The organism is Pelosinus sp. UFO1 (assembly GCF_000725345.1).
Taxonomy (GTDB): Bacteria; Bacillota; Negativicutes; order DSM-13327; family DSM-13327; genus Pelosinus.
This window is the reverse complement of the sequence record NZ_CP008852.1, coordinates 1254447-1268443: the sequence shown is the minus strand read 5'-3', so window position 1 is coordinate 1268443 and position 13997 is coordinate 1254447. Positions and strand designations below refer to the sequence as shown.

Genomic DNA, 13997 nt, shown 5'->3' with positions numbered 1-13997 from the left:
GTTAAGCTATAGCTAGACCAGCTTTAGCAACTATCATATCTTCATCAACCGCGCCACCACTTACTCCCAAGCCACCAACTATATTCCCATTGACTATAATGGGGAAACCACCGCCAAAGGCAATAAATCTGCCACCATTAGCCGTATGAAGCCCAAATAATGGATTCCCTGGGGTTACTAAGGGAGCAACTTCGTGAGTGGGCATTTTTAACGCAACTGCAGTATAAGCCTTATCTAGGGCCAAGGAAACACTAGCTAACAATGCACCATCCATGCGATGCTGCGCTACTAGATTTCCTCCCACATCAACTACAGCAATTACCATAGGAACTCCTATGTCCATTGCTTTTTGTTCTGCTAGAGCTATCATCTTTTTTGCTTTATTTAATACGTTTCCTCGATCTTCACCAGTACAATTGGTCTGTTTACCTTTTAAGGCAAGTAGCACCTTATTCTTAACTTCTGCGATTAGTTCCTCTTGTTCAACACAGCGAGCTAACACAAACAACACATCAGAAAGACGATTCAAGTATAAGGATACTGGCGGTGTAACTTTCTCTGTTCTTTTGAGCCGAACAACACAACGTTCTGCACGCCGCACCATTGTACGAGCAAGGTCTAGTGCTGCACTTGCCGAGCAAGTTCCCGGTGTTACAAAATAATGTTGTGGAATCCGTTTTTGTTCTAGGGAGTCAATGATTGACTCCAGTCTCGTAACATGATCTTGGGTAATACGATAATCGGCAACCGCCAAATTTTCTGTTGCCAAATCTGCATTTAAGGATATCAGTTCCACTTGTATATGCTGAATTATTTCAACGGCCCAAGGTAAATTAGTAATTAAGGACTTCCCCAATCCCATGGCGGCATTTGCCTCATCCACCGTACCATAGGCATCAACTCGTGCGTGATCTTTGAAAACCCGCTGTTTACTCAACAGGCTGGTTTGTCCTTCATCCCCTGTTTTTGTATATACTTTCATCATACATTACTCCTCGAGTAACTCTTTATTTAACTCGATACTATCAATAATTCCAATGATAGCAGAATCTACTGCTGCGTTGGGTCTACCAAGTAAATGCCTGGCTGAACTGCCCTCAACAACCAGGACAGTCTCACCTGTGCCAGCACCAATGGTATCTACAGCTACAACGGGATTTCGCCTTTGATCTTCATAAAATTTCATAGGTTGCACAAACAGCAACTTGCTGCCAGTGAGACTTTCATCTTTAGGTGTAGCCACCAATGTACCTATCACTCTTCCCACCCACATAGGCATTCTCCATTCCTACTGCTACTTGTTCACTATTCCAATATAATCTCAACACCATATTCCCTGGCAACGTCTTTCGCCAATGGAGTAATAATGGTTCCACGAGAAACTGCAATACTTTTAGCACCATTCGCTGAAGCATTTTTTATTGCAACCGCATCCAGCACACTTTTTTTGTTTGCCAAACTAGCTACACTCGTTTTACTCTTGCGGTCCAATAATTTTTGACTTTCCTCTGCTAGAGCAGTCACTTGAACAAGCTGTATGCCATAGCCTTCCAGCTTTTGCAAATTTGCACGTAAAGCTTTTAGCAGTCCAGGTGATGCCTTTCCCATATTAGCCTGTAATCGCCAACTATCCATTGGGTCGGCCGCATTCGACGCTGCTACTACTGGTTTTCCCATCATCAAACCTTGCAAAATCAGGGTTGAAATCATCGTATCTGACAAAGTATGAGCCAGCTTAGCTGCCGTATTCTGGGTAAGCACTGGAACAAGCACAAGTTCAGCCTCCCGTAATACATCGCCAGGATAAGGGGAATGGGCAGTAACAATAGTTGTGTGACTGCCCAATTCTGCCTTAATACGATCAATTCCTATAATTTGTTCAGCCGCTGCAGATAAGACTACTGTTACCGAAAAATTAAGATTTTGTATTTTTTTTATCTCTACCAAACCCTGCTCAAAGCCAATTGTTCCACCAGTAAAAATGGCCAAAGCTTTATGCTCAGCCAGAGCAACATTTTCTTGTATAGCCGCAGGTTTTTGTTTTAATTGGCGCATAACTTCTAATGTAACAAGTTGCACCAGCTTTTCATTATCCACGCTATACCTCCTCGCATCGCGATAGAGTCACTTCATCACCACTTTTCAGATTGACAGCATTCGCTTCATCCGTGTCAATATGAAATTCCAGACGAAAATCTGGATGTACACGTACTAACACGTTTTTGAAGGAAGCTCCCCTTGAACCGCCAATTTCAACCTTGACCCGTTCTCCATCTGAAACACCAAAATGCCGAGCATCATCCGTATGCATGTGAATGTGTCTGGTTGCGCATATCAACCCTTCCGTCAAGGTCACTGCGCCATGAGAACCAACAATCGTAATACCAGCTGATTCTGCTATATCGCCTGAATCACGCAGAGGCGGCACTACCCCAAGGCTAAATCCATCTGTGCGGGAAATTTCAACCTGCGTATTCTTGCGCACTGGTCCTAATACCCGAACACCACGAATTACGCCTTTAGGCCCAACCATAGTAACTGTTTCCGCAGCAGCAAATTCTCCAACTTGTTTCAAATCTTTTTGCCGCGTCAACGTATGGCCAGAACCAAACAATATTTCAATATGCTCGGCAGAGAGGTGGATGTGGCGATTGGATACGCCTACAGGAATGCCTTTCTTTTCCTCTAGCAAGGTAGCTTTTGACAAAACCTGCATTACCTGTTTCACAACTTCATCCATTACTGTCTTTTCCATCATCTCACCTCATTTGCCTAAATTCTTATTACAAATTATAAAGATTCATCAACCTTAGGAAGAATCTTTTCGATATCTGTATGAGGACGTGGAATTACATGAACAGACACCAATTCGCCAACTCTTTGTGCTGCTGCTGCACCTGTATCAGTAGCAGCCTTTACTGCTCCTACATCACCACGAACCAAAACGGTTACTAAACCAGACCCAATTTTTTCATAACCTACTAATATTACATTAGCCGCTTTAACCATTGCATCAGCAGCTTCAATAGCGCCTACTAAACCCTTTGTTTCGACCATTCCTAACGCTTCTCCACGCATAACTATTCCGCCTCCTTATTATTTCTCTCATAATGGATACAAGTGATCTTAGGATCTCCCTTTACTCTAGGGCAAGCAGGATCACCACAAAGATTGCAATAATCGGAAACTTTTTTCTGTTTCTCTAAAACAGGTGACAATTCTTTAATTTCCGACTCATGTTCTTCTAGCTCAACCTTTACTAACTGATTTTCTTCATTGCTTACAAGTAAAGTTTCGCCTAGTTCAACTTTTGCAGGTTCTACCACTTCAGCCACTGGCTGTTTCTTAGCTAAGCCTACCGTTTCTTTTGTGAGCAGCATGCAAGATAACTCTCCATGGGGTCTAGGTATAATGTGAGTAGCCCATACCTTATTCACCTTACTGCCAGCCATCTTACCAGCTTCAATTGCAGCCTTAACTGCTCCAACATTACCACTTAATTTAACGACTACGAGTCCCCCGCCTTTTGTCAGTTCATAGCCAATTAGCTCAACATTAGCTGCTTTAACAGCTGCATCAGCCGCTTCTAAAGCGGCAGCCAATCCGACAATTTCTATGAGACCTACCGCGTCTTTGACCATGCTTTCACCTCCCCATGGTCTTCGGCACCTTCTAAAAGAACTTTATTGACGATTTTATAAACAATCTGATATAGGGCCTTCGAATCTATAATTTGAGAACCTACATCTTCGGAAGGTTGATTTTTAAAAGGAATTCCCTTAACCAAACGTGCCGCATTGTAACCGAAATGCCTCCATTGTGCAGGAGTTCCTGCAGCATTTAAAGCAAATAAAGGCTGGTTTGCAGGCAATTTAGCATAGTGAATGCACAAATTTTCTGATCCAATTCCGATTCCGACTCCAAGTTTCGAAGCAGAAGCGGCCTGATACGCTAGAGTGATTTCATCTGATTCGTTACTAGACATAATGGAGCAAGGTATTCCTTCTTCCTCCATACCAGCCTGTACCTCCCGAATCTTTTTATCACCATCTGAGTGGGGAAATATATAGATTAGCACACAAGGTTTAATTCTATCTTGCAGCATCCCGCTCACGCCTCTCTGTCAAGATAGGACAATACCAACCCAGTGGCTACAGCATTACGTGGACCTTCAGAACCCCGAATATTTCCTCGTCCACAAACAATGCTATATTCAGCCAATGCATCGGTTACCATATCCCCTACTTCAAAATCCATAGCCGATCCGCCTACCAAAACAACAAATTCAATATGACGAATATTGCCTGTAGGTGCCACGCGAGCAAGAGATCTAAGTGCATTGGTTACAAACACCCTCTTTTTTGCCTCTCTTCTTACATGGCGAATCTTATCTAAGGGATGAGAACTAGGAATAGGAACCATGTCACCATCTTTTAGAATTACCACACGAGAGAAAACCTCCGGTTTAAGATGCTGTTCATAAAAGCGTACCGTTCCATCTTCTAACCGTATATGATATAAGCTCTCGACTTTTGCTAATGGATACTTTTTAATATCTTCCGATAAATCAAAGTCATTTAACCCTAGCTCTGAATTGATGAGCATGGTAACCATGTCACCAGCTCCAGCTAAATGAATGGACATAACCCGTTCATCTCTAGTAATAATAGCTGCATCCGTAGAGCCGCCACCCATATCTAGGATAGCTAATGGCTTATCCGTGCCAGGAGTGGTCAATGCCCCCCTGATAGCCATGTTTGCCTCTACACCTGCAATGACAACCTTGACCCCTAATTCCTGGGTAAGCTTATTCGCGATTTGCTGCATAGGAAGACGACTTGTTTTTACCATGGCCGCCAAAGCTACAGCATTCTCTAGTGCAAACTCTCCAGCTAATCCACCTTGTACTTTTTGTGGGACAAAAGTATCAACGGCTAGGATATCCTGTATCTTCATATCTGCCAAAGGTTGCTCTGTCAGTTCACTCATTACCTGACGAACTCTCTCTAACATCCCATTTACATGAGTTCCGGCTTCTCCCTGTACATCAAGGACGGGTTGCACCCTTTCCACCGTTTCCATGATTTTATTGGCTCCTGATTCCACATCAATATCCGCTTTGCCTTTTTGTCCAAAGACAGTAATAAATCCAGCTGGAATAGTTCTTGCTTTCACATCACCTTGTGGTGTACGTACCACGACTGCGGAACGGTTACCAATCAAGGCGCGAGCAATCGGCACGACCATTTTCGTATCATCGGCTGATAAATTAAATACAGTTGCAATTCCATAAGGGTTTGACAACGTTCTAATGGTTTGCCCTGCCTCAGCCACTTCTACTGCTGCCAGCATTCCAATGGGAACCTTCTCAATCATCGTGACTTCATCCACTACCGGCATTGCTTTTTGCAACCGATTAGCAATCAGCACCGCATCATCTTGGCGGACAACAGCTCCCTGAATGTCTATGCCTCTTGATAATGCAAGATTAAGACCACTGGCTGCATCTTCAAAATCAATGCCTTGTGGAATAATACAAATCACTTTGTCTCCAGCTACAAGACTGCTTAATTGACTAAATAAAACCGTTTGCCCTACTCCTAAACCTACGCCGCCTGGTGTAGAAGGATTATGTCCAATCATAGTCGATTCGGTAATAATGGTTTCCGTTATTGTCTCCATTGCCAAATCACCAATAACTGGAGTTGCTTCATTTAATCGGATTTCAGATAGTTCAGTTAACTGCATCTTCGATTTTCTCAAAGCCTCTTCTAGCGCAATGATAATTCCGGGTACATTGGCCAATGTACCCTTTATTCCTGTTGTTTTGACAATACTGCTTGCTAAAAATTGAGTGACCTTTGTTGAATCTATAGCAGCCAGACAAACCTCTGTTGTAGAATTGCCAATATCCACACCTGCAACTATAGCCATGAAAATTCCACCCTACTCCGCTCTGAGACGATTTCTGCGTTCGTATACTCCTGCAGCCTCTCTCACGAAAGCGGCATTTATTTTTGCATTGTATTTTGTTTCCATCTCTTCGGCAATGGCTAATAATTCTTCTCTAGTTGAACGATAAGGACGAAGGGCATTATATATTTCAAGAATCCGTTTATCAGGAATTGCAGTTAGCTCAGCTGCCCGACGCAAATTATTTGCGAACTGGGTTCTACCAACACCATCAGCAATTTCGGCCTGCATTCTAAGTGTTTCAGGAGCAATACGTACATCACTCGGTGTAACACTACCATTTAACACGTTAGCCAAAGTAATGTCTGAAAGTTTTTTCCCTGTAGGGCTTTTTAATAATTCTGGTCGTTTTGTTGCCAATGGATAATCTTTATCTGCATTTAGTCCTTGCGCTTTAGCACTTGGGGCAGAATGAGATTTTTGAGGCGCTTGCCCTTGAGTCATTGACTTTAACACTTCACGAACCATATCTTCTATCATTTTTTCTTGAGACATTTCGATCACCTCCGCTTATTTAAAATTGTACAGTAAGTTCAACTGGTTTTGCTCCAGGAACTACATGTTCTGTTTCTTTGATATGAAGCACAGCGGCTTTTGCCTGGAATTTAGGCCGTGCCATTTGGTCATTTCTTGTTGGTACTGGTGTTGGTGATTCACCTTTCGCATATTTCGCAGCATTGCGGCCAATAGCGCGGAAAGCAGGTAAATCTAATAAAGGAGATTGAGGGAAAAGTTCTAAGTTACTTAGTGGTGGTAAATCCTTTTGATGAATTACAGTAGTGCCTCTAGACTGTATGCCGATAGAAATGCCAGATCCACTCAATTTAGTCGCATCATGGGCAGCAAATCCTACATCGGAAGTGCGCAATATTCTAACCACTCTAGCACTCAAACCTTCTTCCTCAATGCCTGCGATCATTTCTCGCAATACATCACTATGAGGAACGTTTACAATGGTTTTATTTTGGAATTTACCGAAAGCTGGAGTGACAGCAATAATCACTTCGTCTGCTCTTGTCCCAGGGCGTGCTTCCCCTTTTTCAACCAAAGTCATGGGACGTCCTGTCACTACTGCAGTAGCAGGTTTGGTTTGTTCCATTCCTTGTACCACTTGCATTACGATTTCACGAATCATTTGTTCGTTAATTTCCATTACATTACACCTCTCTTTCTGAAATCAAACGTCAAAGTCAGATGGTTTAATTGCTTGACGAATGTTTTTAATTTCTTCCCAACGTTCATCGCTCATACGATAACCAGTTCCTGGGCCGGCATAATCATTACGGCTATTCACGGCGCTGATAACATTAAACTTGGTATCAAGAATAGCTGATGTATGGAGATAATCACCGGAGATACGTTGTTTCAAAAGATTTAGAACATTTTCAGCTAAATCAGTAAAACCGCTCTTCGATAAGGCTTTAACAACATCAATGCCCGTAATGCCACGGCTCATCAATTCTTGTGCGCCTTTTAAATCTTCAACCACATTACGTGCTGGAACATCCTTGCTGCCATGAGCATAGGTTGCAGCTTCTACTTCTTCATCCGTAATTGCAGGGAAGCCTAATTCCTTAAATACTGCTTGTAAAGCCCGAGCAGCTTTATTACGAACAGCAATTACCTCTTCTTCAGAAGCTGGGCGCAAACCACCGTCAACTTTCAAATCACGCTGGATGATATTCCAATCATCGTAATCGTCAACATCCCAGTTAGAACCAGCAAACATATTATCATAGTTTGGTACTCCACCATAACCAGAACAAATAAAGTCAGTGCCAGGAAGCATCTGCATTAATGTACGAGCTGTACGGCGAATATCAGAATGAGTAAAGGTTTGGTCATTACTAGATGCTACTTCCATATCTAGCATAGTCGTGCAAAGGTTTTCTGCCAAAACAGCACGAATACCGGATGGAACAGCTGCTGGAACGCCAATGCAACTTACGGAACCATTTTGTAGTCCTTGTACGCCCGCTCCTCTAGTAACCATAATGCAACGAATTTCTAGATATAACATAGACTTGCCTTCTGCATATCCCATCTGAACCTCAGAACCAGTACCTGAGGTAAATCTCATTTTCAAGCCTCGTGAAGCATAGGCTGAAGCAAGAAATGCTTTTGACCAAGGTGTATCATCGCCATCAACAAACACGTTTTCGGTACCATATACAGAAATAGTTTCTGCATAGGCAGTGATACCACGCATACCAAGTTCTAACTCAGTTGCTTCTTCGAGTGCACATTGGATCAATGTGCCGCCTCTGCCGGTTTGACCACCAATTAAGAGGGCCAAGGCATTAAATGGAGCGTAACGAACAACGGCAACCGTTGTTTCCATTTCATCAAAACCACGCAATGCAGCTTCTGCGCCATCTGCCGCGATCAACACTGGATTGTCATTTACGTTTGTAATATGGCATTGATTCGAAGGAATTTTCCGTGCCCGCATTTTTTGCATTGCCATCATCATTTCTACGACATTCATAGTATTGAAAACGGCTACTAATTTCGCAGCAGTTAAACCACGAACAAGATCTACCACTTCTTTTCTTGATACATTGACGTCAACAAGCATTTTGGCAATTTCAGTGGCATCCATAGCCATTGCTTTCTCGGCTACCTTGACATCAATGGCATAATCAGCAATAAACTGTTCAATAAAATCGAAATTACTACGAGCAACACCGTCCATTTCAACGATTTTGCCGTTTTCGATTTTAATACTAGGAATTGGATCATTAGGGCTACCCATAGCCATCAGACCAACTTCTGGCCATTCTTCTACGAAACCGTCCTGATTTACAGGGCGGGCAGCTAAGACTTCAAAACGCTTTGATCTCTTCATTGTTTTTCCCCTCCCTGTATTAGATATATGGCGTAGTTGACGATGGAGCTGGACCAGCCATAGCTTCCAACAATTTTTTGCCTACGTCTTTAGCGGCAAGTACGGCTTGACGTACTGCACCGGAATCACCAGTAACCATTAGAATAACTTCATTAGAATAACTAGTCCCACCAGCTGGACTGCCATAACCAACCACTTCAACATTAGCCGTTTTCACTGCAACATCTGACATGAGCACGCCAATTGCAGCAGGAGCACCAACAATCAGTCCAAAAGCTTTACCTACAGGTGCACCAAAGGCTTTATTGATCGCATAACTCGCCCGAGCAGTATATTGTAATTCAATATGCCCAGCATCGTTTCCATACACATCGCCAAAAGTGCGATTCAATTCTTTTAACGCTACTTCAATTGCACGGCGAGCATCAGACACTTCTTCTGCACCAAAGAGAATCAAAGAACCATGTCCTGCTCCACCTTTGGTATCACGAGGTAATTCAATGGATATGATCTCTGTATTTGTCGCTTTTACAGCTTCATCAGCTGCCATGATGTGTGGGCCAGCCCCTGTACGAGCACCTAAGATACCAATTGAACGATATTTAGGATCAATTTTCATCTTTTCGTGCAGCATAGGATCAACATTGGCGATAACTAGACCAATGGTATCACCGATTGCGGTACCAACAAATTCAGTAATTCCAGGATTCACTGGGCCCTTGCATTCTTCTTTAGCGGCTGCGGTAGGAGCTTGACTTTCCATCCGTTTTTTTATTTCATCCATAACCTTATCGATTAACTGCTCTTGCATAATGATTCCACCTCCAAATTATTAACCTATTTTATTTTGGGAAGAATTTTTTCCACGTCTGTATGAGGACGAGGAATAACGTGAATGGATACAACTTCGCCAACTTTTTGCGCAGCTGCAGCACCAGCATCTGTTGCCGCTTTTATCGCGCCAACATCGCCACGTACCATTACTGTTACTAAACCAGAGCCAATTTTTTCATAGCCTACTAATTGAACATTAGCTGCCTTTACCATAGCATCAGCAGCTTCAATAGCTCCTACTAATCCTTTAGTTTCAATCATACCTAACGCTTCACTCATTATGTACACCTCCCTTCCCAAAATACTCAATTAATTCATCCAGCCCTTCTCCGGTATGAGAAGAGACAAAGAATATCGGTTCTTTAACCCCAACTTGTAGTAAACGCTCCCTAGCCTTTTCTCTATCAATTCCGGGAACATCAATTTTAGTAACAACCCCGACGACGGGACGGGAAAACATACTAGCAAACCCAGGCGGAAGAGCTATTTTAAAATCTGTCGCATCCTGGACAACGGCTACTGCTGATGCTTGCATCGCTGTTACCATTAAAGCTGAATAAAAACGTGGGATTTGTGCATATTCGCCCGGTGTATCAATAGCTCCATCTGTAAATATAATACTTTGTGTTTTTTCAGCCTTTTGAGAATCCTTTTGCAGCATATGAATTAAAGATGTCTTTCCTGCTCCCACAGGACCAACTAGCATTACCTTTTGCATATTAAGACTTTGTTAGCTTAGGACCAGAAAATCCCAAGCCTTCCACCAGGACATTAACTACCTGTTTCAAAGCCGATTCTACATTAGATACTGTGCCGACTAGTACTAAGGAACCCGTAAAACGATCCATAAAACCAATCTGTACTGCTGCTGCTTTTGTAGCTACATCTGCTGCAATAATCGCTGCTTCACAAGGGGTAATCGTTAAGATACCAATTGCTGAACTGCTAGACATCAATCCTAGCTTTTCACACAGCTCTTTTTTAGGATTTGCTATGAGGTGTGCTAAAGTTACCTGCTTACCTGGTACATATTCTTGGACCATTCTCGGCTTTTCTACCGCCATACAATTCCCTCACAATCTTCACATTCGTTTGACAATTATAACTATTTGTCTTTTTTTCTTTTTTACCTTGCATATATATTGCCTATCCAATGGACATAATTGCTGTCTGTATATTGTGAAAAATCGGTTGTTATTCTCGTTGTTATTGTTATAGGACTTTTTTGTTTCTCACTCTACATCTTTTTACCACAAAAGCAAAAAAGGACTGCTTTTAAACAGTCCTTTCTCATTCCACTTTATGTTTTATCCCTATTTATATATCCTTTGTACTATTCTGCTTTTCTCCATCACATTCTTGCATTGAACTCAAAACTCATTCCGATTTACCATTTCGTATTTCATTACGATATTGGTTTGGTGTCATACCCATTGCCTGGCGAAATACCCGACTAAAATAACTTGCATCTTGGTACCCTACCTCTGCCGCGATACGCACTGCAGTAAAATCTGGATTTTGCAATAGCTTTTTCGCTTTTTCAATTCTAATTTTTGTTAAAAAATCTACAAAGTTATAACCTTTTTCCTGCTTGAAGAGCCTACTAAAATAGAAAGGGCTTAAATGCACTGTTTGCGCAACCTCTTCCAAGGATATGTTTCTATGATAATTCTTTACTATATAATCGCAGGCTTTATTAATAACTCTAAGGTTCATACTGCTTCTATTTTCTAGCATATTATCCATAAAACGATCCAAGGAATCAAACATCCATGCCTCTACTTGTGTTTTATTAGTACATTCATTTAATCGATTAATACAATTAAAATTCAGTAAGGTAAGCTGCTCCAAATTGGCACCGCCTTCTACTGCTGAGCGTGATAAAACAATTAATAATTCAAGTACGCATGCTTTTACTGTATCAATCGTAACTTTGCTGGTAAATATTCCGTTTAGTAATTCATGCAAAGCTTCTTTGGCCTGTTTTCGATCACCACAGCGAACCTTATCCAGCACAGCTCTCTCATTATGAAAGGGATAATTAAAGGGTCCTGTTGGTAAATAAGGTACATCATCAACATGGATAATCTGGCTATCACCTAAATAAAATCGTTGCCGCTGGGCATGTAATGCCTCAAGATACGATTTGTGGATATCCCTCGGGTCAGAGTAGTAGCGACCAATTCCAATGGTAATACTGATATTCATCTCCCGAGCAATACACTCTTGTATCTCACTTGCAGTTTTCTTAGTATTTTCCTGGATGGATTCAATATCGTCTATCTGAAGAAATCCTAATAAAATGATCAGATTATCACTGCCAAAAGGGGTGACTAAAGCATCGTCACCTGCAACGCTGCAAATAAGTTTGTAAATTCGCTGCTTTATCATTTGTTTTTCTAGCTCGCTATCACTAGAGGTCAGCTGCTTAAAATTATCAACATCAACAGCCAATACAACACCAGGATCTACCTTCATGCCTAAAAACCGAGATCGTTCCTGGAAATGTTCAACGTCTTTAATATTACCAGAAACCAAATCGTGTACAAATGACATTTGGATAAAAGGCATAGCTTCTTCTACGCTTTTTCGCAGATTAATTTCTTCCTGTTGTCTTCTTTTGATTTCATTTACTTTATTTATGGTAAGATACAATGTTCGGGTTATATCGTCTGGACGAACAGGTTTTAGTAAATACTCAACAACCCCAATTGTTAACGCCTGTTTTGCATAGCTAAATTCATCAAAAGCGGTAAGCATGATAATGATTGTGTTTGGTAAAGCTGATCGAATACGCTTAGCTGCTTCTAACCCATTCATTTCAGGCATACGGATATCCATTAAAACAATATCTGGTTTTTCTATTGCAGCAATCTGAACAGCACTCTTTCCGTCTCCTGTTTCGCCTATGATCCGAATGTTCGGACATTTTTGCTCCACAATAAATCGTAATGCTTGCCGCTCTAATTGTTCATCATCTGCGATCAATAATGTATACATTCTTTTCTCCTCTGGTAGACTCTCTTATAAGGAACAGTAGGGAATTCGAATGTAAATGTTAGTTCCTTCCCCTACTTTACTCTCCATGGTAAGGCCATATTCGTTACCAAAATAATGCTGAATTCGCTTGTGAACATTAATGATTCCAAGTCCCGTCGTTTGACCATGAATTTGCTTGCGCTTTTCCGCATGGAAAATAGTACGAATATCCTCTGCTGAAACACCGTCCCCAGTATCACTCACAAGGAGAACTACGTCATTTCCTTCAATTTTTCCACTTACACGAACGACTCCGCCCTCTACTTTGTTTTCCAAACCATGAATAATCGCATTTTCAACTAAAGGTTGAAGAGTAAGAGGAGGAATCTTCGTTTCCATTATCAAAGGATCTACCTCAATATAAGTCTCAATACGTTCTCCAAAACGTACTTTCTGTATCAACAGATAATCTCTGATGGATTTTACTTCTTGTTCTAAGCTTCGTAAAATTTCAATGTCTCTTAAATTATTCCGAAGCAGATCTGATAACGCATAAACTACTTCTTGTGTTTGACTTGCTCCCTCTAGCATAGCCAATCTTGCAATTGTATTTAATGTATTAAACAAAAAATGAGGATTAACCTGAGATTGCAGTGCCTTTAATTCCGTAGCACGCAGCATAGCCTCAAGTTCCGCTTTCACCTTTACTTCTTTTACTAGCTGCTTACTCGCAATATTCGCTACACCAATTTCTACAATATAATTTGACATGATATAAATTAGGTCTGCTGCTGCTTTAATTCTTTTTTCTGGTACAACCTCTATAATATCAAAAAACTCTGACAATAATTCTGAATCCAATCCTAGGTTAGCTGTTCGCTCAAACATTTCAGCTTTCGTATCATAGTCCGCTTGTGCAAGAATAACTTGTCCTGCAAGAAAAGCCCCTATATACTCATTGTTTACAATGATTGGTGCCGCCAAATCGGTTAAACCATTATGACAGCGATAGACAGAGGGCTTTTGGTTACCCCGCCCTCCTCTATCATCACATTGGGTGCAACGGGCAAACCCTTCAGAACAAGATCGGATATAAGTGCAAAATTTCGTAAAATTACTAGGATTGGTAATAGGATTTCCTTCAGGGTCTACAATTACGGACGCTAACCCAGTAGCTTCTGAGAATTTATCCTGAATTTCCTGTAAAATCTGAGTATTTACAATTTCACCTAAGGTAAATCCATTCATTGTTTGCACTAGAAGACCCCCTCATAAGACTTCAGCATCATATCACTTTTTTGCTATTTTATATGAGGAGTATTAGCTAAAGAGCAAACTAGTTCCTGCTAACAGCAATAAATTA

At 41.4% G+C, this 13997-nt stretch carries 17 protein-coding genes; all 17 read right to left on the bottom strand.

The genetic code is table 11. From position 1 onward, the window contains the following. Window position 1: 1 nt before the first annotated feature. Window positions 2-985, bottom strand: coding sequence for a cob(I)yrinic acid a,c-diamide adenosyltransferase (locus UFO1_RS05650; protein WP_038668908.1), 984 nt, complete (start codon window positions 983-985; stop codon window positions 2-4). Between the two features lie 3 nt (window positions 986-988). Continuing rightward, a complete protein-coding gene (locus tag UFO1_RS05645; RefSeq protein ID WP_038668904.1) occupies window positions 989-1273 on the bottom strand; it encodes a EutN/CcmL family microcompartment protein in 285 nt (94 codons plus the stop codon). A 32-nt stretch (window positions 1274-1305) separates the two neighbouring features. Continuing rightward, window positions 1306-2097 (bottom strand): flavoprotein, encoded by a 792-nt coding sequence (locus UFO1_RS05640; protein ID WP_038668901.1) that lies wholly within the window; start codon window positions 2095-2097, stop codon window positions 1306-1308. A 1-nt stretch (window position 2098) separates the two neighbouring features. Further along, entirely contained in the window at window positions 2099-2758 is a 660-nt protein-coding gene (pduL, locus tag UFO1_RS05635) for a phosphate propanoyltransferase (protein WP_051788840.1), read from the bottom strand. 32 nt (window positions 2759-2790) lie between these two features. Then, window positions 2791-3078, bottom strand: a complete 288-nt coding sequence (gene eutM, locus UFO1_RS05630) for an ethanolamine utilization microcompartment protein EutM (protein WP_038668895.1) — start codon at window positions 3076-3078, stop codon at window positions 2791-2793. A 2-nt stretch (window positions 3079-3080) separates the two neighbouring features. Beyond that, window positions 3081-3641 (bottom strand): BMC domain-containing protein, encoded by a 561-nt coding sequence (locus UFO1_RS26105; RefSeq protein WP_038668894.1) that lies wholly within the window; start codon window positions 3639-3641, stop codon window positions 3081-3083. Then, window positions 3623-4105 carry a glycerol dehydratase reactivase beta/small subunit family protein gene (locus UFO1_RS05620; RefSeq protein ID WP_038668891.1) on the bottom strand — a complete coding sequence of 161 codons (483 nt, stop codon included), beginning with the start codon at window positions 4103-4105 and terminating at the stop codon, window positions 3623-3625. The genes UFO1_RS26105 and UFO1_RS05620 overlap by 19 nt, the downstream gene beginning before the upstream one ends. Before the next feature lie 5 nt (window positions 4106-4110). After that, complete coding sequence (locus tag UFO1_RS05615; RefSeq protein WP_038668888.1) at window positions 4111-5934, bottom strand: diol dehydratase reactivase subunit alpha; 1824 nt, start codon at window positions 5932-5934, stop codon at window positions 4111-4113. A gap of 12 nt (window positions 5935-5946) precedes the next feature. Continuing rightward, window positions 5947-6468, bottom strand: coding sequence for a diol dehydratase small subunit (locus tag UFO1_RS05610; RefSeq protein ID WP_038668886.1), 522 nt, complete (start codon window positions 6466-6468; stop codon window positions 5947-5949). 19 nt (window positions 6469-6487) lie between these two features. After that, window positions 6488-7126, bottom strand: coding sequence for a propanediol/glycerol family dehydratase medium subunit (locus UFO1_RS05605; protein WP_038668883.1), 639 nt, complete (start codon window positions 7124-7126; stop codon window positions 6488-6490). Window positions 7127-7150: 24 nt separating this feature from the next. Next, window positions 7151-8821 carry a propanediol/glycerol family dehydratase large subunit gene (locus UFO1_RS05600; RefSeq protein WP_038668881.1) on the bottom strand — a complete coding sequence of 557 codons (1671 nt, stop codon included), beginning with the start codon at window positions 8819-8821 and terminating at the stop codon, window positions 7151-7153. A 19-nt stretch (window positions 8822-8840) separates the two neighbouring features. Continuing rightward, entirely contained in the window at window positions 8841-9632 is a 792-nt protein-coding gene (gene pduB / locus UFO1_RS05595; protein WP_038668879.1) for a propanediol utilization microcompartment protein PduB, read from the bottom strand. 26 nt (window positions 9633-9658) lie between these two features. After that, a complete protein-coding gene (gene eutM / locus UFO1_RS05590; RefSeq protein ID WP_305809537.1) occupies window positions 9659-9937 on the bottom strand; it encodes an ethanolamine utilization microcompartment protein EutM in 279 nt (92 codons plus the stop codon). Next, a complete protein-coding gene (locus UFO1_RS05585; RefSeq protein ID WP_038668873.1) occupies window positions 9927-10373 on the bottom strand; it encodes a EutP/PduV family microcompartment system protein in 447 nt (148 codons plus the stop codon). The genes eutM (UFO1_RS05590) and UFO1_RS05585 overlap by 11 nt, the downstream gene beginning before the upstream one ends. 1 nt (window position 10374) lies before the next feature. Continuing rightward, window positions 10375-10719: an ethanolamine utilization microcompartment protein EutS gene (eutS, locus tag UFO1_RS05580; RefSeq protein WP_038668870.1), complete on the bottom strand. Its 345-nt coding sequence runs from the start codon at window positions 10717-10719 to the stop codon at window positions 10375-10377. A gap of 313 nt (window positions 10720-11032) precedes the next feature. After that, on the bottom strand, window positions 11033-12655 hold the full coding sequence (locus tag UFO1_RS05575) for a response regulator (protein ID WP_038668867.1): 1623 nt from the start codon (window positions 12653-12655) through the stop codon (window positions 11033-11035). A gap of 24 nt (window positions 12656-12679) precedes the next feature. After that, window positions 12680-13882 carry a PocR ligand-binding domain-containing protein gene (locus UFO1_RS05570; protein WP_236639404.1) on the bottom strand — a complete coding sequence of 401 codons (1203 nt, stop codon included), beginning with the start codon at window positions 13880-13882 and terminating at the stop codon, window positions 12680-12682. Between the last annotated feature and the right edge of the window lie 115 nt (window positions 13883-13997).